Origin of the sequence: Streptomyces sp. NPDC020490 (assembly GCF_044335305.1) — a bacterium.
Taxonomy (GTDB): Bacteria; Actinomycetota; Actinomycetes; order Streptomycetales; family Streptomycetaceae; genus Streptomyces.
Genome location: NZ_JBIRUY010000030.1, coordinates 1 through 23,724, shown reverse-complemented (window position 1 = coordinate 23,724; position 23,724 = coordinate 1). Strand labels below are relative to the sequence as shown.

Here is a 23,724-nt window from a genome sequence, read left to right as displayed (position 1 = left end):
AACGGGCGGAGATCCCCGGGCGCGCGGAGGACGCGGGCGGAAGAACGGCGGTCGGTCAGCCGGTGACGGGAGTGAAGCGCACCGGCAGCGCCTTCGGGCCGCGGGTGAACACACCCTCCTCGACCGGGTCGAATCCGTCGGCGAGACGGATGTCGGGCATGGCGTCGAGCAGCTGGTTCAGGCCGACCTCCACCTCTGCCTTGGCGAGCAGGGCGCCGACGCAGAAGTGCCGGCCGAGCGCGAAGGCGAGGTGGTCGGCGGCGGCCGAGAACGCCGAGGTGGTGTTCAGGTCGTCGCGGAAGATGTCGAAGCGGTCGGGGTTGCGGTAGCGGCGCTCGTCCCGGTTGGCGGCTCCGATGAGACAGGTCACCGTGGCGGCCTTCGGGATGGTGCCGCCGGTGACCTCGACGTCGGTGGCCGCCTGGCGCATGATCATGTGGACCGGAGGGGTGTAGCGCAGAGTCTCGGCGAAGGCGGCCGGAATCAGACTCCGGTCCTGCTGGACGGCCGCCAACTGCTCGGGGTGCAGCAGCAGGTTGGCGAGGATGCCGGCGATCGCCTTGTCGGTGGTCTCGCCGCCGGCGGCGAGCAGCAGGCTGCAGAACGCCTTGATGTCCTCGTCGCTCATCCTCACACCGTCGACCTCGGCGGCGCACAGCGTGGACAGCAGGTCGTCGCCCAGGTTCTCCCGGCGCTCGCGGATGATCGGCAGCATGTACTCGGCGAATTCCACCCGGGTGCGCTCGCCCGCGGCGGTCACCTCCGGGTCGCCGGAGAGGTTGCCGAGGAAGGCGATCACGGAGGTGTACCAGCCGTGGAACTTGGCGTGGTCGGCCTTGTCCAGGCCCAGCATGTCCGCGATGACGTTGACCGGGAAGCGGGTCGCGTAGTCGGTGACGATGTCGGCCGACCCCGTGTGCCGGAACGCGTCGACGAGTTCGCGCGAGTTGCGTTCGATCACCGGCATGAACTTCTCCTGCAGGTCGCTGCCGCGGAACGCGGGGGCGACGAGAGCGCGCCGCACCGCGTGCTCACGGCCGCTGAGCTGCAGGATGGTCTTGCCGTGGACCGGCTCCACCTGCCAGTTGTAGTTGTCGGTCGTGAACTCCGACTGCTTGTCCTTGAAGACGCGCTCGACGTCCTCGTAGCGGGAGATGATGTAGCTCTGGGTGGCCTCGTGCCAGATCAGGGGCGCTTCCTCCCGCATCACCGCGTAGGCGGGGTAGGGATTCTCGGCGAACTCGGGCGAGAGAATGTCGGGAACCTGCTGCGCAGTGGACACGGAACTCCTCGAAGTAGGTGCATACGTTCGAGGTACAGATTATTGATCTTTCGGTGGCTCAAACAGACCAGTCCTGGCCGAAGTTGCATGTTCACTCGCCGCGCGGCGGGCGGCACGGGCGACGGGCAGGTACCTCAGCCGTTCCGGCAGCAGCGGTACGAGGGTGCGCACGACGGCGCCGAAGCGGCGCAGCCTGCGTTCGTCCCGGGCGCTCCAGGTCAGGCCGAGGTGCTCGCGGACGGCGGGCGGGAGCAGGCCGGTGGTGACGAACACGTGCAGCCGCGCCAGGGCCGGGCGCAGCAGCGGCCAGACCAGGCGCAGCGGTGCGCGGGCGCCGTCCGGCGGCGGGATGGGCCTGCGGGGGTCGAGGAGTTCCCGCGCGACGACCGTGTTCTCCAGTTAGTCGCGGACCATGGCGTCGAAATACGGCCAGTACGCTTCGGGGTGGGCGGCATGTCGCGCCGGTGGATGCCGAGGATGTCGCCGAGTTGGAGCAGTTCGTCGTACAGGCGCCGCTCGTCCTGCTCGTCGAGCGGGCGGGACATGTACCGGGCCGCTCGCAGGAAGGCCGGGTAGGCGGTGGCGTGGACCCAGGCGTAGTAGGCGGGGGTCAGGGCGTGGTAGGCGCGGCCGTGGGTGTCGGTGCCGCTGATGCCCTTGTGCAGCCGGCGCAGCCTGCGGCCCTCCTCGATCGCCCGCTCGCCGCCGTAGACCCACAACTGGAGGGATTCCAGGGAGCGCTGGGCGCGGCCCCAGGGGTCGGTGCGGAAGACCGAGTGCTCGTCGACGCCGGCGCCGACGGCCGGGTGGGCGACCTGCAGGACGGTGGCGGCCGGGAGGGACAGCAGCAGCCGGACGTCGCCGGCGATGTCCCACAGGATGGAGCCGGGGGCGAACGGGACGGGCTCGGACCTGGTGGTCATGTCACCACGCTCCCAGGGGCCGCCGGCGCGCCGCGGCTTCGGTGCCCGGCCGGTGGGTCGCCCAGTAGGCGATGGCCAGGGAGACGGTGATCCGCAGCGGGGGCGACACCAGCGCCGTCAGCATCCGCACCAGCCGGGCGAAGCGCCGCAGGGCGCGTTCCTGTCGCGCGCTCCAGCGCAGGTGGAGACGTTCCCGCAGGTCCGGCGGCAGGGTGCCGACGGTGACCAGGAGCGCGAAGTGGGCGGCGACGCGGGCGAACGGCCGCCACAGCGGGCCGGATATCCAGGCGAACGGCTTGGCGGGGCGGGAGAGTTCGTCGAGGACGTCCTGGACGGACCGGTTGTACTCCAGGCGCTCCGCGACCATGTCGTCGTAGTACTCGACGAACGACGGCCAGTCGGGCGGCAGATGATGGTCCTTCAGGCCCCACACGCGCCCGACGTCGCGCATTCCGCGGTAGTACGCCTCGAGTTCGCCGTCGGTCATGCCCTTGCCGAACAGGCGCTGCGCGTCGACCGGGCCCTTGACGAGCGTCGCGTGCACCCAGTGGTAGGCCTCGGGGTTGAGGGCGTGGTAGCGGCGGCCCGCCGAGTCGGTGCCCTTCATCGGCGTGTGCACCTGGATCAGCCGGCGCGCCTCGGCCGTGGCGGCTTCCTGGCCGCCGTAGACGACCGTGGTGAGCGACAGCAGGGTGCGCACCAGGCGTGGCCAGGGCTCGGCGCGGAAGTTGCTGTGGTCCGCGACTCCCGCGCCGACCACGGGGTGCGAGACCTGCAGCAGGAGCAGTTGCGGGGCCATCAGGGTCGCGCGGATGTCGCCGAAGCAGCGCCAGACCGCGTCGCCGCGGCGCGGCGCCCGGATCTGCGAGGAAGCCTCGACTCCCTTGCCCCTGAAGTCAGTTGACGCTTCGGACGTGTGCGGCAGAGCGGTCATGGCGCCTCCGTTTCTCCGTCGTGTCCGGAGTATTGACGTGCCCTGTGAAACAAGTCAATAGTTTTTGTATCTTCGACTCTCTCGGTGATCCGCTCCGCGTTTCACCCCCCACGTCACGCCACACGTCATGCCGCACGTCATGCCGCCGAACAACCCGGAACGGGAAGGACGCACCATGAGCGACAGAACGGCACATACTCCACGGAACACCCAGGGTGAGGGCCGTACCCACTGGAAACGCAGCGCCGTCATGTTCGTCCCGTGCACGCTGGCGGTGGGCGCGCTGGGCATCGCCCTCGCGCAGGGGGCGCTGGCCGCCTCCTTCGCCGTCTCGGGAACGGCGTTCAAGGTCGCCGCCTCGGAGGTCACCGCGGAGGGTGTGTCGTCCTTCCCCTCCTCCATCGGCGACTCGGCCGACGACGCCAAGCCGGTCCTGCTGGCCGCGGTGAAGAACGGCACGGTCTCCGACGTGTGCGTCTCGCTGGAGCAGAAGCTGCCCGTCGTCGGGAAGATCTCCATGCTGGTGCACTCGGGCGCGGACAAGCCGCTGGAGGGCAGCAACCTGGTGGTGAACGCGGACGCGCTCACCGGCGGCGGCGGGAAGGTCACCGGCGTCCAGGCCGGCCGGGACGCCTCCACCCTCACCGGCGCACCGGGCGTGACCGGACCGAAGGGTGTCTTCGGCGTCCAGGCGAGCACGGCCGTCGCCCACGACGTCAAGAGCACGGCCTACTCCGCCAACGGAGGCACCCTGACGCTGGAAAAGCTCCAGATCGAGTTCAGCCGCACCGGCAAGCAGTGCTTCTGACGGCGGCGAGGACGGACTCAGGCCATGTTCACCTTCGTTCTCGGCTTCCTGTCGGAACTCGCCCGTGAGACCGGCGACTGGCTCGACCGGATGCTGCCCGCGCCGCGGCTGCGGCGCGCAGCGCGCGGATGGCGCAGGAGGCGGCCGTTCTGGGCCGCGATGTGGGTCATCGCGGGCGGTGTGGAGATGGTCGCCATCCCGCTCGCCCCGCTCCCGCTGATGATCAAAGTGGGCGTGGGCGCCATGTCGGCCGTCGGCATCAGCGTCGTCCTCGTCGCGGGCGGAGTGTTCTTCCTCTTCAAGCCCGACCAGCGCATGTTCGTCTCGATCGTCACCGCGGTCGCGTCGCTGACGTCGATGGCGACCACCAACCTGGGCGGTTTCGGCATCGGCATGATGGCGGGCCTCATCGGCTCCTCGATGGCGTTCGGCTGGATGCCGGGGCCCGCGCCCGCGGAGCCGGACACCCCTGGCTCCGGCAGGGAGGACGCCGACCGCGCCGAGGAGGCCCAGCAGCAGACCGGGCCCGCCGGGGACACCCGGCCGCACGCGGCGGCCGGGGTGGCACGGGTGACCGGAGCGGCCGGGACGGGACGGGTGACCGGAGCGGCGGCCGGGACGGGACGGGTGGCGCGGGCGGACGCGCGCCGCGGGCTCCGGGCCGCGGGACGGGAGGGCGACCTCCCAAAAGCCTGTGAGGACCGCGCCCGCCCCGGCAGGCGGCACGGCCGGGCGCGGGGCGCGGTCCTCTTCGCCGTGAGCACGGTACTCGCGGCGGCCGCGCTGCCGGCCGCCGCCGGCACCGCGGGGGCCGCCGCCGGCACCGCGGGGGCGGCCCCGGCGCAGGACCTCCTGCCCGTGCCCTGGCCCACGATCAACTGGCCCTGGGAGACACCGGCGACGACCCCCGCCCCCACCGGCACCGGTCCCGCCGCCACCCCTTCCGCCTCCGCCACCGCGTCCACGTCCGCGTCCGCCGCCGCGTCGCCGTCCGGCGGGGCGACGCACCCCGGCGACGACAGCCCCGGCGGCGGGAAGGAAAGCGGCACCGACAGCCCCGCGGCGGACGGACCGGACAGGACCGCCAAGGGCGCCCAGGTCACCCTCCCCTGCATCACCGGCGTCGACACCGGAGGGCTGCCCGACCCCGACCAATCCGGCGACGACGCCGAGCCCGGGGAAGCCGTACCCGGCCGGATGCCCGACGACCCGGACGACCTGACGGCGCTGCGCCCGCCGATCGTCCTCGGCGGCCAACCGGGCCGCCCCCGCGCGACCTATCCGGTCAACACCGTCTACCCGGAGGTCGGCGCGGACAGCCTGACCGCCTACGGGGCCATCATCCACGGCGCGACCTACCTCACCACGGCCGACGGCGGGCGGATGAAGGTGCTGTGGGTGCACGCCGACCGGCTGGTGGCCGACAACTACTCCTTCCGGCTCGACACCGGCGGCCAGACGCAGACGATCGACGTCGACCTCGACATCCCCCAGGTCGACATCTACGTCACCGTGCTGACCGGCTCCATCACCATCCCCGTCATCGACGTCAGCACCCCCCGCATCTGCATCGGGGCCGACCTCGTCCCCGCCAACCTGCCCATCGCCGTGCAGCTGCCTCAGTTGTCGGTCACCGCCGTCGAGGCCGGACAGGTGCTGGTCGACGCCGAGACGGTCAACTTCTCCGACCTGAGCGCACACAGCCGGCCGCGATAGGAGACGACACCCATGGGCCGTTACAGCCGGCTCCGCCGCATCCAACGACTGGACCCGCACAAGGACTACGAGCAGATCTTCTGGTGGCTCACCCAGTACGAGTTCCCCTGGGACTACCTCCAGGGCGTCTCGGTCGCCTTCCTGCGCGACTACGGCGTGCCGCGCATCTCGCAACTCCTCGACCACACCCAGGAGTTCGAACGCGCGGGCCAGAAGCGGTACGACGACACGGTGCTGATCGCCTACGAGATGGTCCGCGAGGGCATGGACTCCGAGCACGGCCGGGCCACCGCCCGTCACCTCAACCGCATCCACGGCCGCTACCGCATACCCAACGAGGACTACCTCTACGTCCTGGCCACCACCGTGGTCGGCCCCAAACGCTGGATCGACCGCTACGGATGGCGCGCGCTGTCCCCGCAGGAGACGGAAAGCATGGCCCTGGTCGGACGGCGCATGGGCGAGCTGATGGGCATCGCCGACCTGCCCGGCGACTACGCCGGCTTCGAGCGGCTGCACGACGACTACGAGAAGGAGATGTTCGCCTACGACCCCGCCAACCGGCGGGTGGCGGCGGCGACCCTGCGGGTCATCACCGGCTGGTTCCCGCGCCCGCTGCGGCCGCTGGTCGCCCGTGTCTCGCTGGCGCTGCTGGACGAACCGCTGCTGGCCGCCCTCGGCTTCCGCCCCCAGCCCCGCTGGCTGCGCACGGCGGCCCACCGCGCGTTGCGGGCCCGCGCCGCCCTGGTACGCCGGCTGCCGGCCCGGCCCGACTGGCTCCCGCACCGCACCAAGCCCCGCAGCTACCCGTTCGGCTGGACCCTCGACGACCTCGGCCCGCACTGGGCGCACAGCAGGCCCCTCGCCCCTCTCGCCGAAGAAACCTCACCGCAGGAGCAGCAATGACGCACACCACCCGCCGACCCGGCACCACCGAAGCCACCGAAGCCACCGAAGCCACCTAAGCCACCGAGGTCACGGAGGTCACCGAAGCCACCTTCGCCTCCCAGGACCCGGCCACCGGAGAACCGCTCGCCCACTACCCGGTCCACGGGCCGTCCGAGGTCGCCGCGGCGGTGGACCGGGCCCGCGCCGCCGCCGGCCGCTGGGCCGCGCTGCCCGCCTCCCGGCGCCGCGCCCATCTGCTGTCGTTCAAGCGGGAGCTGGCCGCGTCGCTGGACCGCGTGGCGGACACCGTGTCGGCCGAGACGGGCAAGCCGCGCCAGGACGCGCAACTCGAACTGCTGCTGGCACTGGGCCAGTTGGACTGGGCGGCGCGCAACGCCGGCCGGGTGCTGGGCCGGCGCCGGGTGCGCACCGGGCTGGTGGCCGCCAACCAGGCGGCGACGGTCGTGCACCGCCCGCTCGGCGTCGTCGGGGTGATCGGCCCCTGGAACTACCCCGTCTACACGCCCATGGGCTCCGTCGGCTACGCGCTCGCGGCCGGCAACGGCGTCGTGTTCAAGCCGTCGGAGTACACCCCGGGCACCGGGATCGCGCTGGCCGAGTGCTTCGAGGCGGCCGTGCCCGAGTTCGCCGGTCTGCTCGCCGTCGTCACCGGAGGGGCGGCGACGGGCGAGGCGCTGGTCCGCTGCGGTGTCGACAAGGTGGCCTTCACCGGCTCGCCGGGGACCGCGCGCAAGGTGATGGCGGTCTGCGCGGAGTCGCTGACGCCGTTCCTGGCCGAGTGCGGAGGGAAGGACGCGGTGATCGTGACGGCCGACGCGGACCTGGACGCGGCGGCGGACGCGGTGGTGTGGGGCGCGCTGGGCAACGCCGGGCAGACCTGCGCGGGCGTGGAGCGCGTCTACGCCGTGCGCGAGGTGCACGCGGCACTGTGCGAGAAGATCGTGGAACGGGCCCGCGTGCTGCGCCCCGGCACCGGAGCGGACGCCGCCTACGGGCCGATGACGATGCCGTCCCAGACGGCCGTGGTGGAGCGGCACGTCCGCGAGGCCCTGGCGGCCGGGGCGCGCGCCGCGCTCGGCGGGGTGGAGTCGCTGTCGGCGCCGTTCGTCGCCCCGGTGGTCCTGGTCGACGTGCCGGAGGACTCGCCCGCCATGACCGAGGAGACCTTCGGGCCGACCGTCGCCGTCAACGCGGTGGCGGACGTGGACGAGGCGGTGCGCCGCGCCAACGCCTCCCGGTACGCGCTCGGCGCCGCGGTGTTCACCGGCAGCGGGCGCGCCGGCGCCGCGATCGCCGCCCGGCTGCGCGCGGGCGCGGTGTCCGTCAACTCCGTCCTCGGCTTCGCCGCCGTGCCCGCCCTGCCCTTCGGCGGCTCCGGCGACTCCGGGTTCGGCCGCGTCCACGGGGCGGACGGACTGCTGGCGTTCACCGCGCCGCAGTCGGTCACCGTGCGGCGCTTCGCCGCGCCGGTCGACCTGACGTCCTTCCGCACCCCGGCCGCGGCGAAGGCCCGCGTCATCGCCCTCGCCCGCCGGCTGCACCAGCGGCGCTGAGCGGCGCTCAGGCGTCCAGCAGCGGGGCGAGGTAGCGGCGGGCGAAGGCGCGGGCCTGCTCGTCGTCGTCCATCTGGATGCAGCTGGCCGGGTTGAGCAGGAAGGAGACCGCGACCCGCACCATCAGCTCCGCCACCGGCCGGGGATCGCTCTCGGGCCGGCCCTCGGTCTGCTGCGCGCGGCGCAGATGGCCCGTCAGGTACTCGGTGGTGGCGGCGAGGGTCGGCCCGCCCTGGACGGTCATGTAGGGCAGGACGACCTCCGGCTCGAGCCTGAGCAGTCCGCCGAAGAGCGGATGGGCCCGGGTGTACCGCAGGGTGACCACGAAGCCCTCGACGACGCGGTCCTCCATGGTGGGCAGCGGGGCGACCGCGGAGTCGAGCTTCTTGAAGAAGCGGCTGCCCTCCCGCAGCAGGCACGCCTCGACCAGGCCGTCCTTGTTCTGGAAACGGCGGTACACCGTCACCCGCGACACACCGGCCCGTTTGGCGACGTCGTCCACCGAGGAGCGGCGCAGCCCGAAGGTCGTGAACTGTTCCACCGCGGCGTCGAGGATCTGCCGCGCCAGCTTTTCCTCCGTCTCGGGCCGGGCGATGGCCCGCGCGAGCAGGGAGTCGTTAGCAGAAGTCTTCATGGTGCCTTTCACGGTACCGGCACCTCCCCGGTTAGCAACATTGAAACAACACTCATATATATGTATCTCCATCGATCTCCGGAGGACTCCATGGGAAGCCGTCTCACCCCGCAGCAGTCGGATTTCGCCGCCGCCGTCCGTGACTTCGCCCGGCGCGAGTGCGGCACCCGGGAGCAGCGCGACGCGCTGACCCAGGGCGGCCGGGAACCGCACAACCCCAAGATCTACGGCATGCTCGCCGAACTCGGCTGGCTCGGCGTCTGCCTGCCCGAGGAGTACGGCGGCGCGGGCGGCGGCCTGGCCGACGCCTGCGTCTTCCTGGAGGAGACCTCCTACGGGATGGTGCCGGCCGGGGGCTTCGTCACCACCGTCATCACCGCCAAGGCCTACGAGCGGTTCGGCTCCGAGCGGCAGCGGCGCGAGGTGCTCGGCGCCGCCGCGGACGGCTCGGTCCTCGCCATCGCCATGTCGGAACCGGCCGCCGGTTCGGACGTGGGCGCGCTGCGCTGCCGCGCCGAACGGCAGCCGGACGGCAGCTGGCTGATCGAGGGTCAGAAGACGTGGATCTCCAACGCCCACATCGCCGACAGCATCCTGCTGGTGGCCCGGACCGGCGCCGACAAGCACGGCGGCCTCACCATGTTCCACCTCCCCGCCGACACGCCGGGCGTGGAGATCCGGGGCATCGAGACCATGGGCGGCCGTGAGGTCAACGACGTCTTCCTCACCGGCGTGCGGCTGCCCGCCGACGCCGTCGTCGGCGAGGTCGACCAGGGCTGGCAGCAACTGATGGCCGGGCTGAACCACGAACGGCTGTTCCTGGCCGCCAACATGCTGGGCCTGGCCCGCCGGGCCTTCGACGACGCGGTCGCCTACGTCCGCGAGCGGGAGCAGTTCGGCCGTCCGATCGGCTCCTTCCAGGCGCTGCGGCACCGGGTCGCCGACCTCGCCACGGAGATCGAGTGCGCGCGGCTGCTGGTGCGCGAGGTGGCCTCGGACTGCGACACGCAGCCGGACCGGCTGTTCCCCCGCGAGGCGTCCATGGCCAAGCTGAAGGCCACCGAGACGGCCAGGCGGGTCGCGCTGGAGTGCATGCAGATGATGGGCGGCTACGGCTACGCCACCGAGTACGGCATGGAACGCCACCTGCGGTCCGCGGTCGTCTCCACCGTGTACGGCGGCACCAGCGAGATCCAGCGGGACATCATCGGCAAGAGCTACGGCCTCTGAGCGCACACGCCGACGGCCGCCCCGCGCGGATGCGGGGCGGCCGTCGGCCTTCGGGTACGCGGCGCCTCAGTCGTCGTAGAGCTGCGCCAGGTCGGTGGCGTACTTCTCGCGGATGACCTTGCGGCGCATCTTCAGCGACGGGGTCAGCTCGCCCGTCGCCGGTCCCCACTCCTGCCCCAGCAGGCGGTACCGCTTGACCTGTTCGGTCCGGTTGAGCCGGCTGTTGGCGGCGGCCACCGCCCGGTCCACCTCGCGGCGCACCTCGGGGTGCCCGGCCAGGGCCGCCGGATCGTCGCCGGCCTCGATGCCGTGGGCGGCGGCCCAGGCGGGAGCCGCCTCGGGGTCGAGGACCAGGAGCGCCACCAGGTAGGAGTGGTTGTCGCCGTGCACCATGGCCTGCCCGATCAGGGGGTGTTCCTTGAGGGTGTTCTCCACCAGCGCCGGGGAGACGTTCTTCCCGGTCGAGGTGATGATCATCTCTTTCTTGCGGTCGGTGATCCAGAGGTAGCCGTCGTCGTCGAGCCGGCCGATGTCGCCCGTCCGCAGCCACCCGTCCTCGTCGAGCGCCGAGCGCACCGACCCGTCCTGCTGGAGGTAACCGGCGAAGACGGACTCGCCCCGCACCTCGATCTCCCCGTCGTCGGCGATCCGCACCCGCACGCAGGAGACGGCACGCCCGACGGAGCCCAGCCGGAACCCGGTGCGGGGGCTGTTGCTGGTGGCCACCCCCGTCGTCTCCGTCAGGCCCCAGGCGTCCATGATGACGATCCCGAACCCCGCCCAGAAGCGCACCACGTCCAGCGGCATGGGCGCGGAGGCGCTGGCCGCCCAGCTGATCCGGTCCAGGCCGCCCGCCGCCAGCAGCGGCAGCAGCACCCGCTCGCGGCTCCGGGCGTACGCCGCCTCCAGTTCGGCGGGCGGCTGCTCGCCGCGCTCGCGGCAGCCGACGTGCTCGCGGGCCACCCGCATGGCCTCCTCCACGGCCCTCTGCTGCTCGGCCGGCAGCGCGGACAGGCCCGCGCGGACCGCGGCGGCCAGCTTCTCCCAGATCCTGGGCACGCCGAAGAACTGCCGCGGCCGCACGGCCCGCACGGCGTCGGCGACGGCGGCCGGGTCGGCGCACAGATGGACGTGCGAGGCGCGGTGACAGGGCAGGTAGATGCCGAGCATCCGCTCCGCGATGTGCGCGAAGGGCAGATAGCAGATGTGCTCCACGTGCGGCGGCAGCTCCACCACCTCGTCCAGCGCGCGGGCGTTGGCCAGCACGTGCCGGTGGGACAGCACCACGCCCTTGGGCTCGCCGGTCGTGCCCGAGGTGTAGACGACGGTCAGCGGGTCCTCGGGACGCGCGGTGTCCAGCACCTTGCCGAACTGCTCGGGGAGGGGTTCCGCACGCAGCGCCGCGTAGGGGAAGTGGCGGCCCTCCTGGCCCGGCTCCACGACGACGAGCCGCTCGAGCGGGGTGCCGTCGTCGTCCAGCAGCGGCGCCCACACCTCCGCCTGCGCGGCGCCCTCCACCACGGCGAGCGCCGCCCGGCAGTTGCGGGCGATGTGGGCGATCTGCGGGGGCGCGGCGGTGCCGTACACGCTCACCGGCACGGCACCGAGGCGGACCAGTGCCAGGTCGGACAGCCAGTGCTCGGGCCGGTTGCCCATCATCAGCAGCACGTGGTCACCGCGGCCCACGCCCAGCGCCGCGTACCCGGCCGCGAGGCGCGCGGTGTGCTCCCGCACCTGTCGCCAGGTGAGCGTCGAGCTCCCGGTGCCGCCCGGCTCCTGCCAGCTCAGGGCGGGCAGGTCGGGGTGGAGGCGGGCGTTGCGCTCCAGCAGGAGCGGCAGCGTGGGCGGTGCCTCGTGTTCCCCGTCGGTGCGCGGGGCTGGTGTCATGTGGGCCTCCTGGCGGGCTGGGACGGAACGGTGCGGGTGAACGGGTTGCGGGAGAAAGGGGGTGCGGGAGAAGGGGGGTGCGGGAAAACGGGGTTGCGTAAGAACGGGGTTGCGTAAGAACGGGGTTGCTGGAGAACGGGTACGGCGGAACGCGGGTGCGGCCCGGCCGGCGGGCCGCACCCGGGTGCGGCGCGGCGCGGCGCGGTGCGGGTCAGGCGTCGGTGAAGGTCTGGCCGCGCTCCGCCTTGCGGATCAGCAGCTCGGGCGGGGCGAAGCGCTCGCCGTGCGCGTCGCGCAGCTCCCGTGCGCGGGTCAGGAATCCCGGCAGGCCGCCCGGATAGCCGTTGACGTACTGCAGGACGCCGCCGGTCCACGCCGGGAAGCCGATGCCGAGCAGCGAGCCGACGTTGGCGTCCGCGACGGAGACCAGGACGCCCTCCTCCAGGCAGCGCACGGAGTCGAGGGCCTCGACGAAGAGCATCCGCTCCGACAGCTCCGTCAGGTCGGCGTCGCGCAGCGCGGGGTCGGTGAAGTGCTCGCGCAGCCCCGGCCACAGCCGGGTCCGCCGGCCGTCCGCGTAGTCGTAGAAGCCGGCGCCGCCGCTGCGGCCGGTGCGGCCGAACTCGTCGATCATCCGGTCGACGACCGTGTCGGCGGGGTGCGGGCGCCACTCCTGACCGGCCTGCTCCGCGGCGCGGCGGGTCTCCTCGCGGATCCGGCGCGGCAGAGTGAGGGTGAGCTCGTCCATCAGGGCGAGCACCTTGGCCGGGTAGCCGGCCTGCGCGGCGGCCTGTTCGACGGTCGCCGGATCGTAGCCCTCCGCGATCATGGCGACGCCCTCGTCGATGAAGCGGCCGATGACGCGGGAGGTGAAGAAGCCCCGGCTGTCGTTGACGACGATCGGGGTCTTGCCGATCTGCCGTACGAGGTCGAAGGCGCGGGCGAGCGCCTCGTCGCCCGTCTCCCTCCCCCTGACGATCTCGACCAGGCGCATCTTGTCGACCGGCGAGAAGAAGTGCAGCCCGATGAAGTCCTTGGGCCGGTCGACGGCCTCGGCGAGCAGGGTGATGGGCAGGGTGGAGGTGTTGGAGCACAGCAGCGCGTCCGCGGCCACGTGGCTCTCGGCCTCCCGGAACACCTCGGCCTTGAGCGCGGGGTCCTCGAAGACCGCCTCGATCAGCGCGTCGCAGCCCGCCAGGTCGCGGGCCCGGGCGGTGGGTGTGATGCGGGCGAGGAACGCGGCGCGTTCCGCCTCGGTCGTGCGGCCCTTGGCGACGGCACGGTCCAGCAGCCGGGCCGAGTAGGCCTTGCCGCGCTCGGCCGCCTCCTCGGACACGTCCTTCAGGACGACCTCGATGCCCGCCTTGGCGCAGGCGTACGCGATGCCCGCGCCCATCATGCCGCCGCCGAGGACGGCGACCCGGCGCACCGTGCGGGCGGGCAGCTCCTGGGGCCGGTTGGCGCCGGAGTCGACCGACTGGAGGTCGAAGAAGAACCCCTGGATCATGTTCTTGGCCGTCTGACCGGTGACCAGGTCGGTGAGGTAGCGGGCCTCGATCACGAAGGCGGTGTCGATGTCGACCTGGGCGGTCTCGACGGCCGCCGCGAGGATGTTGCGCGGCGCGGGATACGGCGCGCCGCCCAGCTTCTTGCGCAGCAGGGCGGGCAGCGCGGGCAGTTGCTTCGCCAGCGCGGGGTGGGCCGGGGTGCCGCCGGGGATGCGGTGGCCCGGGGTGTCCCAGGGCTGCGCGGACCTCGGGTGGGCCTCGATGAACGCCCGTGCTTTGGCGAGGAGTTCGTCCGGGCCGGCGGCCAGCTCGTCGACCAGTCCGGCGGCGAGGGCGTCGGCCGGGGCGAACTGGCGTCCCTCCAGCAGCACTTTCTGCAGCGCCTCGGCGACGCCGAACATCCGCACCGTGCGCGTCACTCCCCCGCCGCCGGGCAGCAGTCCGAAGGTCACCTCCGGCAGACCGACGCGGGCGGCGGGGCGGTCCAGCAGGATCCGGTGGTGGCAGGCCAGGGCGATCTCGTAACCGCCGCCCAAGGCCGCACCGTTGACGGCCGCGACGACGGGCACGCCCAGCGTCTCCAGCCTGCGCAGGGCGCGTTTGACGCGCATGCCCGCCTCGAAGGAGCGCTCGGCGGTCTCGGGGGTGACGGCGCTCAGGTCGCGCAGGTCGCCGCCCGCGAAGAACGTCTTCTTGGCGGAGGCGACGACGACGCCCTTGAGGGTGTCTCGGCGGGCGTCGAGGCGGTCGACGACGGCGTCGAGGGAGTCGATGAACGCCGCGTTCATGGTGTTGACGGACTGGTCGGGGTCGTCGAGGACCAGGGTGACCACGTGGTCGGCGTCCTCTTCCCAGCGGATGGTGCGGCTTTCGGCGTCGGGGGCCATGGGATGTGTGCTCCAGGGAGGGTGCGGGCCGGTGGGTGGCGGGGTGCGGGGGCCGGATCGGACGGCGGTCACAGGCGCTCGACGACGGTGGCGATGCCCATGCCGCCGCCGACGCACAGGGTGGCCAGCCCGTACCGCAGGTCGCGGCGTTCCAGTACGTCCACGAGCGTGCCGAGGATCATCGCGCCGGTCGCGCCCAGCGGGTGGCCCATGGCGATGGCGCCGCCGTTGACGTTGACCTTCGCCGGGTCCAGGTCCAGATCCCGGACGAAGCGCAGGACGACGGCCGCGAACGCCTCGTTGATCTCGACCAGGTCGAGGTCGGCGGGGGTCAGCCCGGCCTTGGCGAGCGCCTTGCGGGAGGCGGGGGCCGGCCCGGTCAGCATGATCGTCGGGTCGGCGCCGGAGACGGCCGCCGACATGATCCTGGCCCGCGGGCGCAGTCCGTGCCGCCGACCCGCCTCGGCGGAACCGATGACGGTGAGGGCCGCGCCGTCGACGATGCCGGAGGAGTTGCCCGCGTGGTGCACGTGGTCGATCTCCTCGACCCAGTGGTACTTCTGCAGCGCCACGGCGTCGAAGCCGCCGAGCGCGCCGACGTCCGCGAACGACGGCTTCAGGGCGGCGAGGGACTCGGCGGTCGTGCCGGGCCTGATGTGCTCGTCGCGGTCGAGTACCAGCAGGCCGTTGCGGTCCCGCACGGGGACGACGGACCGGGCGAACCGGCCCTCCTTCCACGCCTCGGTGGCCCGCGCCTGGGACTCGGCCGCGTAGGCGTCCACGTCGTGGCGGGTGAAGCCCTCCAGGGTGGCGATGAGGTCGGCGCCGATGCCCTGCGGGACGAAGCCGGTGAGGTGGTTGGTCAGCGGGTCCTGCGCCCAGGCGCCGCCGTCGCTGCCCATCGGCGTACGCGACATGGACTCCACCCCGCCCGCCAGGACGAGGTCCTCCCAGCCCGAACGGACCTTCGCGGCGGCCAGGTTGACCGCTTCCAGGCCCGAGGCACAGAAGCGGTTCTCCTGCACGCCGGCGACGGTGTCGGGCAGGCCGGCGAGCAGGGCGGCGGTCCTGGCGATGTCCGCGCCCTGCTCGCCGACGGGGCTGACGACGCCGAGGACGATGTCGTCGATGCCGGCCGGGTCCAGGCCGGGGAACCTGCGGCGCACCTCGTCGACGAGGCCGACGACGAGGTCGACGGCCTTGGTGCCGTGCAGGGCGCCGCTGGGCTTGCCGCGGCCGCGCGGGGTGCGGATCGCCTCGTACAGATACGCTTCGTTGGTCACAGGGTGTGCCTTCCGGTGGTGTCGGGGGGCGTGGTGTGCGCCTCGCGGGACGCGGGGCCGGGGCGGTCGCTCAACCCAGCAGGGAGCGGCCGATGATCTCCTTCATGATTTCCGTGGTGCCGCCGTAGATCGTCTGGACGCGGCCGTCCAGGAACGCCTTGGCGACCCGGTACTCCGTCATGTAGCCGTAGCCGCCGTGCAGTTGCAGGCACCGGTCGACGACCCGTTTCTGCAGCTCGGTGGCCCACCACTTGGCCGCCGAGGCGTCCACGGCGTTCAGCCGTCCCCGGCTGTGCTCGGTGATGCAGCGGTCGACGAAGGCGCGGGTGACGGCGCACTCGGTGGCCATCTCGGCGGCCTCGAAGCGCACGTGCTGGAGCCGGGCGAGGGGACGGCCGAACGCCTCGCGCTCCTTGGCGTACTCCACCGTCAGTCGCAGGACGTGCTCCGCGGCGGCGGCCGCGCCCACGGCGATGGCCAGTCGCTCCTGGGCGAGGTTGGCCATGAGGTAGGAGAACGCCTTGTTCTCCTCCCCCAGCAGGTTCTCCTTGGGCACGCGCACGTCGTCGAAGAACAACTCGACGGTGTCCTGGGCCTTCTGGCCGATCTTGTCGAGGTTGCGGCCCCGCTCGAAGCCGGGCGTGTCCCGCTCCACGACGAGCAGGCTCTGCCCGGAACTGCCGCCCTCCGGCCTGGTGTTGGCGACGACCACGACCAGGTCGGCCAGGATGCCGTTGGAGATGAACGTCTTGGCGCCGTTGAGCAGGTAGTGGTCGCCCCGGTCGGTGGCGGTGGTACGGATGCCCTGCAGGTCGGAGCCCGTGCCGGGTTCGGTCATCGCGATGGCGGTGATGATCTCGCCGGAGGTGTGGCCGGGCAGCCAGCGCCGCTTCTGCTCCTCGGTGGCGAGCCGGGTCAGGTAGGGGCCGACGATGTCGTTGTGCAGGCTCAGGGCCAGGCCGGACGCCCCGGCGCGGGCGAACTCCTCGATGAGGACGGCGCTGTAGCGGAAGTCGTCGGTGCCTCCGCCGCCGTACTCCTGCGGCACCGCCAGGCCCAGCAGGCCCTGGCGGCCGGCGGCGCGCCAGACGTCGCGGCTCACGATGCCGTCGTGCTCCCACTGTTCGTGGTGGGGCAGCACCTCCTTGGCGAGGAAGGTGCGGACGGTGTCGCGGAACGCCTCGTGTTCCGGGGTGTAGATGTCTCGTTCCATGTCGCCTCCGCGTCGCAGTGGGTGGGTGCGGGGCCCCGGCCGACGGACCGGGGGCGGCCGTTCACAGCCAGTTCTTGACCCGCTCGACGAGCCGGGCCGGGTCGGGGCCGACGGGAGTGACGTTGAGCATGGTCACGCCCGACTCCCGGAAGACTTCGACGCGGTCCCGCACGTAGCCCTCGGGGCCCGCCAGGCAGAGCAGTTCGCACAGTTCGGCGGGGACCGCGGCCTCCGCCTCCTTCTTGCGGCCCGCGAGGTAGTGCTCCTGGATGGCGGCGGCCTCGGCCTCGTACCCGTAGGAGCAGACCAGGTCGTGGTAGAAGTTGCGGCCGGGAGCGCCCATGCCGCCGACGTACAGCGCGACGAGGGGCCGCACCAGGTCGCGGACCGCCTCGGCGCCGTCGCCGATGGCGAGCAGCCCGCCCGCGACGACGGACAGCGGCCCCAGCGCCGGGTCGCGCCGGGCGGCGCCCTCGGCGAGCGGCTCGCCCCAGACCTTGCCGGCGTGTTCCGGCACGTACAGGAACGGCAGCCAGCCGTCGGCGAGTTCGGCGGTCATGCGGACGTTGGCGGGGCCGAGCGCGGCGACGTAGACGGGGACGGTGTCGCGGACCGGGCGGATGAGCAACTTGAGGGGTTTGCCGAGGGCGCCGCCCTTCTCCGGCGGCAGGGGCATGTCGGTGATGCCGTGGTGCTCGATCACCTCGCGCCGCCAGATGCGGCGGGCCAGGCCGATCGTCTCCCGGGTGCGGCCGAGGGGCTTGTCGTAGCGGCGGCCGTGCCAGCCCTCCACGACCTGCGGGCCGGACGCCCCGATGCCGAGCAGCGCGCGGCCGCCGGTGAGGGCGTCGAGTCCGGCGGCGGTCTGGGCGATCAGCGCGGGGGTGCGCGAGTACACGTTGAGGATGGCGGAGCCGATGCGCAGCCGCTCGGTGCGGGCGGCGAGGTAGCCCATGACGGTCGGGGAGTCAAAGCCGTAGGCCTCGGCCACCCAGATCGCGTCGAGGCCCGCCGGCTCCAGCGCGGCGGCCTCGTCGGCCGCGGTCCGCGGGTCGCCCGCGTACTGCAGGGGCATGGAGAGTTCCATCAGTTTCCGTCCTGGTCGGTGGTGCCGCACCGGGCCGCCGGTGCGAGTGCGGGAACGTCCCAGTCGCGGGCCACGTCGGTGTTGTGGGTGCCGGGGACGGGGGGCGGCAGGCGCAGCGAGCCGGGCGTCGCGGAGAAGCGGGGCGCCACGCCGGGCTGGGTGACGCCGTGGGCCTCGGTGAGGCTGCCGCGGTGGACCAGGTGCGGGTGGGCGGCGGCCTCCCGCAGGGACAGCACCGGGGCGACGCAGGCGTCGGTGCCTTCGAAGACGGCGGCCCAGGCGTCCCGGTCGGCGGTCTTGAACCGTTCGGCGAACCGGGCCCGCAGCCGCGGCCACCGGCGCGGGTCGTCGCGGTCGGGCAGTTCGTCGGCGGCGAGCCCGAGGAGGCGTACGAACTCGGCGTAGAACTGCGGCTCCAGCGCGCCGACCGCCATCCAGCCGCCGTCCCGCGTCTCGTAGACGGCGTAGTAGGGGCAGCCGCCGTCGAGGAGGTTGCGTCCGCGTCCGTCCTGCCAGAAGCCGGCGGCGAGCATGCCGTGCACGATGGCGGTCAGGTGCGTGGTGCCGTCGACGATCGCCGCGTCCACCACCTGTCCCTCGCCCGTGACGCGCGCGGTCAGCAGCGCGGCCAGGACGCCGACGGCGAGGTAGAGGGAGCCGCCGGCGTAGTCGCCGAGCAGGTTCGCGGGGACGGCGGGCGGTCCGTCCGCGGCGCCGATCATGCCGAGCGCGCCCGCGGTGGCGATGTAGCCGATGTCGTGCCCGGCCCGGGGCGCCAGCGGCCCGTCCTGGCCCCATCCGGTCATCCGGCCGTAGACCAGGGCCGGGTTGGCGGCCCGGCACTCCCGCGGGCCGACGCCGAGGCGTTCGGCGACGCCGGGGCGGTAGCCCTCGATCAGGACGTCGGCGCGTCCGGCGAGCGCGCGCACCAGCCCGGGTCCGTCCGCCGACTTCAGGTCGACCAGGACGGAGCGCTTGTTGCGGTTGGTGAGGTCGTGGACGGGGTCGACGGCCACGGGCGACGCGGTGGGCCGGTCCACGCGGACGACGTCGGCGCCCAGGTCGCCGAGGAGCATCGCCGCGAAGGGGGCGGGGCCGATCCCGGCCAGCTCCAGCACGCGCACGCCGGTCAGCGGTCCGGCGCGGCGGGCGGGTGAGGCGGTCGGGGAGGTGGCGGCCGGGGAGGTGGCGGCCGGGGAGGTGGCGGCCGGGGAGGTGGCGGCCGGGGAGGCGTGCGGGTCCGTTCCGTACGGCAGGGTGGCGCCGCTCGTCGAGCTCATGGGTCCCTCTCTCGGGGGAGGGCGTGCGACGGCCCTCCGGACTGGACTCTACTTAGCGCTCGCTAAGAAGGTAGGGATGAGGGCGGGAGCGGTCAATAGCTGGAGCCGGGCTGGGCGATCCTCCTTCGAGGCCGGATTGAAGAGGAGTTCTCTCCGCCGAGCCCCGTGGACCATTGCATAGAGGGACTCGATCAGGAACGCTGACTCCGGCAGCAACTGAGCGGTCGATAAGCGATCAGGTGCGGGGTCGTCGGGCCCGCCGCACGTACAATGCCGGTCGCCGGCGACACATCGGAGGAGCACCGTTGAGCACCCAGTCCAGCCAGGAGACCACCGCCGCGTCCCACTGGCGCGCCTATGGGCCACTCGACCTGCACCCGATCCTGATGCACGCCATGGAGGCGTTCAACGAGCACGGCTACCACGGCACTTCGGTACGCGACATCGCCGGCCGGGTCGGCGTGACCGTCCCGGCGCTCTACTACCACTACGAGAACAAGCAGGCGCTCCTCGCGACGCTGCTGGAAACCTCCATGAAGGACGTCCTCGACCGCTGCCGGGCCGCCGCCGCCGAAGCGGGCGACGACCCGCTGCCCCGCTTCTGCGCCATGGTCGAGTCCATCGTGCTCCACATGGCCCACCGCAAGGGACTGGCCTTCCTGGACACCGAGATCCGCAGCCTGGAACCCGGCAACCGGGCCCGGTACGTGGCGTTGCGCGACTACCTGGAGCACATGCTGCTCGACACGGTCGAGGCGGGCATCGCCCGGGGCGTGTTCACCACGCCGATCCCCGCGGACGCGGTCCGCGCCGTGCTGATCATGTGCCAGGGGGTGGCCAACTGGTACCGGGCCGACGGCCCGCTCACCGCCGAGGAGGTCGCCCAGCGGCACGTCCTGCTCAGCCTCGGCACGGTCGGCCACCCGGGAGCGCTGAACGGCCTGGACGTGGTCCCCCGCCCCGCCGGCCGGCCCTCCGGCAGGGGGCGACGGCGCAGGGACGCGGGCGCCGCGGGCTGACCCGGCACGGACACCGGCCAAACCGGCAGGGACACCGACCGACGCGACGCGGACGCCGGCCGACGCGGCACGGACGCCGGCTGACGCGGCACAGACGGTGTCGGCGGCCGGTTCGCGGTCACCCGTACGGGGCATCAGGAAGGGGTGGGCCCGGTCGGGCAGGACCTGCGGCGGCCGGGTGGACAGTCACCGTGTGGCCGGACGGCCCAGGAGGGGAAGTGATCCGCCATGCGTACGCGACCGCGTACCCATCGGCGTTCCGTAGGAGTCGAGTACCTGCTGCCCGACGAGGCCGAATCGGCCTGCCGGGCGCGCAGGTTGACCTGGCAGTTCCTGGTGTGGCGCGGCCACCGGACGGCGGGGCTGGACGCCGGGCACATCCACGACGCGGCCCTCGTCGTGTCGGAGCTGGTCGCCAACGCCACCCGGCACGGCGGCACCTGCCGCCTGCGCCTTCAGGTGTCCGACACACAGGTGACCGTCGAGGTGTACGACCGCAGCCCCGGCCGGCCCCGCGTCCGGCCGCTCACGACGTGGGGCGAGAGCGGCCGGGGCCTCGCCATGGTGCACAGCCTGGCCCAGCGTCTCGACGTCGACCCGGTCAGCGGGGGCGGCAACCGGGTGCGCGCGGTCCTGGCCCTGTGACGCCCGGCCCTGGCCCCGTGTGACACCCGGCCCTGGCCCGACGGACGCCGGCCCTGGCCGGCCTCGTGCAGCGCTGGAACGCGGGCGCGGCCACGATCATGTCCCGCGCCCGTGACCCTCGACGTCGCGCGAGCGCCGGTTGTCAACTTCTGTTCCACGCAGGCCAGTTCCCGTCGGGGCACGGTCCCGTCCGGTCGTTGTCCGGTCATCCGCAGTCAGTCCCGCAGACCCGCTCCGGGGGCGCGGGCGATGTGCGTACGGTCCGGGCATCGGAGCGGGACCGGGACGAGGACCGGCCCGCCGCAGTCGACGGACGACGACGGACGACAAGGGGAGGCGCTGTGGCGAGTGTGGAAGTGTCACTGAAGGAGATGATGGCCGGCATCGAGGGGGCGCTGGGGGCCGCGGTGGTCGACTACACCAGCGGGATGGCGCTCGGCACGCTGGGCGGCGGCAAGGACCTGGACCTGACGATCGCCGCGGCCGGCAACACGGACGTCATCCGGGCCAAGGTGCGCACCATGGAACAGCTGGGCCTGGCCAGCAGGATCGAGGACATCCTGATCACGCTGGAGGGCCAGTACCACCTCATCCGCCTGGTGTCCGGCCGCAACGGCAACGGGCTGTTCCTCTACCTGGTCCTGGACAAGGCCCGCTCGAACCTGGCGATGGCACGCCACCAGCTGACGCGGGTGGAGGAACAGCTCGAGATCTAGGCCGTCCACCCGGGACCGGGGCTTCGCACGCCCCTGATGTGAAAATTTCTTCAAGTCACCACATCAGCATGATTCCAATGTGCGGTTGCGCGCGGGCCGGGGCGATAAGGATCAGCATCCCGGGGTGCCGCCCCGCGGCGGCACCCCGGGACATCGCCGCGCCGCGGCCGTCCCGTCCGGTACCACCCGATCCTGCTGGGAGCGAGCGCCCATGCACGTCCCCCTCTACCAGGCCAAGGCCGACTTCTTCCGCATGCTCGGCCACCCCGTCCGCATCCGGGTGCTGGAGCTGCTCCAGCACGGTCCGGTGGCCGTGCGGGACCTGCTCGCCGACATCGACATCGAGCCGTCCAGCCTCTCGCAGCAGCTGGCGGTGCTGCGGCGGTCCGGCATCGTCGTCTCCGTACGGGACGGCTCCACCGTCCGCTACGCCCTGGCCGGCGGTGACGTCGCCGAGCTGCTGCGCGCGGCGCGGCGGATCCTCACCGAGCTTCTCGCCGGGCAGAACCAGCTCCTCGCCGAACTCCGCCAGGCCGACACCCCGGCCGTCGCCCCGCCGTTCCCGCAGCCGCGGCCGCCGTTGAAGGCGCGGTGAGCGCGTCCCGCGGTGAGCCGGGCGGACCGATTCCGCCGGCCTCGGCGGCGCCCCGCCGGACGCGCCCGGCACCCCTGACGCATCAGTGCGCGGGCGTGGGTGGCCGGATCGTTTCCGTCGGTCACAGAACCGGCCGCCGGCTGGGTATCCCTGCACTCGGGGCGGCCGGCACGGGCCGGAGCGGGCGGCGCGTCGGGGGGAGTCGGCACTGTGGCACGTCAGACGTGGACTCCCGGCCGCCGTGAGTCACGTCGTGCCCGCAGACGACGCGCCGTACGTCTGCTGCGCGACCAGGGACGCTACGGGCCCAGGCTGCGGGAGGTGCTGCCGGCGCTCGCGGGGCTGGTGGCGGCGGTGTGCGCGGTGGTCGCGGCGCTGGCCGCGGGATACCGCGCCGCGGGAGTCGCCGCCCCGCTCGCCGGTGCGGTGGTCGTCGGCCTCGCCGTCACGGTCGCCGTCCGGCGCCGGTCACCGGCCGCGCGCCGCCGGCTCGGCTACTACACCCCGGACGAGTTGCTCGAACTGGGCACCCAGGAAATGGCGTTGGCCGTCGCGCGCATGCTGCGGCGGGACGGCTGGCGGGTGCGGCTGCTGCCGGCGCCCGACCGTCCGCGGCTGTGCGCCCGGGACCGGGAGGGCCGTCGGCTGGAGGTGGCCTTCCGCCCGGTGGCCGAGCCGCTGCCCGACGAGGACCTGCCACATCCCCACCCGCACCGCGGCGCACCGCGGCGGCGGCGAGGAGCCGTATCTCCGTCTGGTCGTGCATCGCGGCACCTTCGCCGACCGCGACGTGCGGTGGGCACGGCGTCAGGGCAGGACCTGCCTGGTCGACGGCTTCGCCCTGCGCCGCTGGGGGCAGGGCACCCGCCTGAACGACCTGGTGGGCGGCGGCGGTTGAGCACGCGCCGCGACATCGCGCCGGCGCGGCCGGCCGTGTCGGCCGGCCGCGGTGGCGACACGTGCGGCGCGTCAGATCCGCCCGCCGGTCAGGCGGGTGATCGGACCGTGCGCGCACCGGCCCGCACGCCGGCCCACCGCGTACGACGTGGCGCTCAACGCCGTCAGGCCCGCGCCCACGCCCGCCGCGACGAGCCTGCGGTGCGAGATCACCGTCCACGCCGTCCTGGCGAGCGCGGCGGCCTGCCCGGACGCGGCGACGACGGCCTGCCGTCCCGCGTCGACGCTCCTGGCCGCGGTCTGCACGGCCTGGCCGGCCGTCCCGGCCGTGCGCCCGGCCGTGTCCTTCGCCGCGTCCTTCGCCTTCGACGCCGTGTCAGCACTCGTCGCGGCGGCCTTGTCCGCCGCCTTCGACGCGGGGGCGGTCGCCTTTCCGGCGGTCCGCCGGGCCTTGGCGGCCGTGCTCCGCGTCGCTGCGGAATCTCGACTCGGTTTGCTGTTCGGTTCACTCATGGACACCGCGTTGCCGCTCAGACCGACGGCAAACCCGCCCCGCCCGGCGCGCGTTCGGCGGGGCCGCCCGGACTCCGGCGGCAGCGGAACGCGCCACTCCCGCCATCGGCGCACTAGACGAGTAAGTCCGATCTCCGGTCAGTGGTCATAGGCGATCAGTGACCGGGTGATCGGTGCGTTGGTTGCGTTGTTGTGCCAGATCGCG

Annotated in this window: 19 protein-coding genes and 2 pseudogenes; 10 read left to right on the top strand and 11 right to left on the bottom strand. The window is 73.1% G+C overall.

What is annotated here, in order from left to right; genetic code table 11:
• Positions 1 to 55: 55 nt before the first annotated feature.
• The 3 genes and pseudogenes from ACH4ZX_RS27760 to ACH4ZX_RS27750 form a co-directional block, all read right to left on the bottom strand.
• A complete protein-coding gene (locus ACH4ZX_RS27760) occupies positions 56 to 1,282 on the bottom strand; it encodes a cytochrome P450 (RefSeq protein WP_398278231.1) in 1,227 nt (408 codons plus the stop codon).
• Between the two features lie 39 nt (positions 1,283 to 1,321).
• Positions 1,322 to 2,205, bottom strand: a pseudogene (locus tag ACH4ZX_RS27755) (oxygenase MpaB family protein).
• Between the two features lies 1 nt (position 2,206).
• Positions 2,207 to 3,139 carry an oxygenase MpaB family protein gene (locus ACH4ZX_RS27750; RefSeq protein ID WP_398278228.1) on the bottom strand — a complete coding sequence of 311 codons (933 nt, stop codon included), beginning with the start codon at positions 3,137 to 3,139 and terminating at the stop codon, positions 2,207 to 2,209.
• A 175-nt stretch (positions 3,140 to 3,314) separates the two neighbouring features.
• Here ACH4ZX_RS27750 and ACH4ZX_RS27745 point away from each other — a divergent pair, with 175 nt between their 5' ends.
• The 4 genes and pseudogenes from ACH4ZX_RS27745 to ACH4ZX_RS27730 all read left to right on the top strand — a co-directional run.
• Complete coding sequence (locus tag ACH4ZX_RS27745) at positions 3,315 to 3,947, top strand: DUF6230 family protein (protein ID WP_398278225.1); 633 nt, start codon at positions 3,315 to 3,317, stop codon at positions 3,945 to 3,947.
• 24 nt (positions 3,948 to 3,971) lie between these two features.
• Positions 3,972 to 5,663, top strand: coding sequence for a DUF6114 domain-containing protein (locus ACH4ZX_RS27740; RefSeq protein WP_398278222.1), 1,692 nt, complete (start codon positions 3,972 to 3,974; stop codon positions 5,661 to 5,663).
• Positions 5,664 to 5,675: 12 nt separating this feature from the next.
• Positions 5,676 to 6,569 (top strand): oxygenase MpaB family protein, encoded by an 894-nt coding sequence (locus tag ACH4ZX_RS27735; protein WP_398278219.1) that lies wholly within the window; start codon positions 5,676 to 5,678, stop codon positions 6,567 to 6,569.
• A gap of 86 nt (positions 6,570 to 6,655) precedes the next feature.
• Positions 6,656 to 8,125, top strand: a pseudogene (locus ACH4ZX_RS27730) (aldehyde dehydrogenase family protein); the annotation flags it as partial.
• A 7-nt stretch (positions 8,126 to 8,132) separates the two neighbouring features.
• Here ACH4ZX_RS27730 and ACH4ZX_RS27725 read toward each other — a convergent pair.
• A complete protein-coding gene (locus tag ACH4ZX_RS27725) occupies positions 8,133 to 8,759 on the bottom strand; it encodes a TetR/AcrR family transcriptional regulator (RefSeq protein WP_398278216.1) in 627 nt (208 codons plus the stop codon).
• A 90-nt stretch (positions 8,760 to 8,849) separates the two neighbouring features.
• Between ACH4ZX_RS27725 and ACH4ZX_RS27720 the strand changes: the two genes are divergently transcribed.
• On the top strand, positions 8,850 to 9,989 hold the full coding sequence (locus ACH4ZX_RS27720) for an acyl-CoA dehydrogenase family protein (protein WP_398278213.1): 1,140 nt from the start codon (positions 8,850 to 8,852) through the stop codon (positions 9,987 to 9,989).
• 66 nt (positions 9,990 to 10,055) lie between these two features.
• Here the strand turns inward: ACH4ZX_RS27720 and ACH4ZX_RS27715 are convergent, their stop codons facing one another.
• The 6 genes from ACH4ZX_RS27715 to ACH4ZX_RS27690 all read right to left on the bottom strand — a co-directional run bounded on the left by ACH4ZX_RS27715 (position 10,056) and on the right by ACH4ZX_RS27690 (position 18,978).
• Positions 10,056 to 11,876 (bottom strand): AMP-dependent synthetase/ligase, encoded by a 1,821-nt coding sequence (locus ACH4ZX_RS27715; protein ID WP_398278210.1) that lies wholly within the window; start codon positions 11,874 to 11,876, stop codon positions 10,056 to 10,058.
• Positions 11,877 to 12,087: 211 nt separating this feature from the next.
• Positions 12,088 to 14,271 (bottom strand): 3-hydroxyacyl-CoA dehydrogenase NAD-binding domain-containing protein, encoded by a 2,184-nt coding sequence (locus ACH4ZX_RS27710; RefSeq protein WP_398278208.1) that lies wholly within the window; start codon positions 14,269 to 14,271, stop codon positions 12,088 to 12,090.
• A gap of 68 nt (positions 14,272 to 14,339) precedes the next feature.
• Positions 14,340 to 15,554 carry an acetyl-CoA C-acetyltransferase gene (locus ACH4ZX_RS27705; RefSeq protein WP_398278205.1) on the bottom strand — a complete coding sequence of 405 codons (1,215 nt, stop codon included), beginning with the start codon at positions 15,552 to 15,554 and terminating at the stop codon, positions 14,340 to 14,342.
• 70 nt (positions 15,555 to 15,624) lie between these two features.
• On the bottom strand, positions 15,625 to 16,767 hold the full coding sequence (locus tag ACH4ZX_RS27700; RefSeq protein WP_398278202.1) for an acyl-CoA dehydrogenase family protein: 1,143 nt from the start codon (positions 16,765 to 16,767) through the stop codon (positions 15,625 to 15,627).
• Between the two features lie 61 nt (positions 16,768 to 16,828).
• Positions 16,829 to 17,854, bottom strand: a complete 1,026-nt coding sequence (locus ACH4ZX_RS27695; RefSeq protein ID WP_398278199.1) for an LLM class F420-dependent oxidoreductase — start codon at positions 17,852 to 17,854, stop codon at positions 16,829 to 16,831.
• A complete protein-coding gene (locus tag ACH4ZX_RS27690; RefSeq protein ID WP_398278475.1) occupies positions 17,854 to 18,978 on the bottom strand; it encodes a CaiB/BaiF CoA transferase family protein in 1,125 nt (374 codons plus the stop codon). The genes ACH4ZX_RS27695 and ACH4ZX_RS27690 overlap by 1 nt, the downstream gene beginning before the upstream one ends.
• A gap of 461 nt (positions 18,979 to 19,439) precedes the next feature.
• Here ACH4ZX_RS27690 and ACH4ZX_RS27685 point away from each other — a divergent pair, with 461 nt between their 5' ends.
• The 5 genes from ACH4ZX_RS27685 (at position 19,440) to ACH4ZX_RS27665 (ending at position 23,007) form a co-directional block, all read left to right on the top strand.
• On the top strand, positions 19,440 to 20,153 hold the full coding sequence (locus ACH4ZX_RS27685) for a TetR/AcrR family transcriptional regulator (protein WP_398278196.1): 714 nt from the start codon (positions 19,440 to 19,442) through the stop codon (positions 20,151 to 20,153).
• 228 nt (positions 20,154 to 20,381) lie between these two features.
• On the top strand, positions 20,382 to 20,798 hold the full coding sequence (locus ACH4ZX_RS27680; protein WP_398278194.1) for an ATP-binding protein: 417 nt from the start codon (positions 20,382 to 20,384) through the stop codon (positions 20,796 to 20,798).
• A 341-nt stretch (positions 20,799 to 21,139) separates the two neighbouring features.
• Positions 21,140 to 21,514 carry a hypothetical protein gene (locus ACH4ZX_RS27675; RefSeq protein WP_324788276.1) on the top strand — a complete coding sequence of 125 codons (375 nt, stop codon included), beginning with the start codon at positions 21,140 to 21,142 and terminating at the stop codon, positions 21,512 to 21,514.
• 211 nt (positions 21,515 to 21,725) lie between these two features.
• Positions 21,726 to 22,109 carry an ArsR/SmtB family transcription factor gene (locus ACH4ZX_RS27670; protein ID WP_398278192.1) on the top strand — a complete coding sequence of 128 codons (384 nt, stop codon included), beginning with the start codon at positions 21,726 to 21,728 and terminating at the stop codon, positions 22,107 to 22,109.
• 760 nt (positions 22,110 to 22,869) lie between these two features.
• A complete protein-coding gene (locus ACH4ZX_RS27665; protein ID WP_398278189.1) occupies positions 22,870 to 23,007 on the top strand; it encodes a hypothetical protein in 138 nt (45 codons plus the stop codon).
• Positions 23,008 to 23,078: 71 nt separating this feature from the next.
• On the opposite strand, the gene ACH4ZX_RS27660 is transcribed toward ACH4ZX_RS27665, so the two are convergent.
• Complete coding sequence (locus tag ACH4ZX_RS27660) at positions 23,079 to 23,519, bottom strand: hypothetical protein (RefSeq protein WP_398278186.1); 441 nt, start codon at positions 23,517 to 23,519, stop codon at positions 23,079 to 23,081.
• Positions 23,520 to 23,724: the final 205 nt, after the last annotated feature.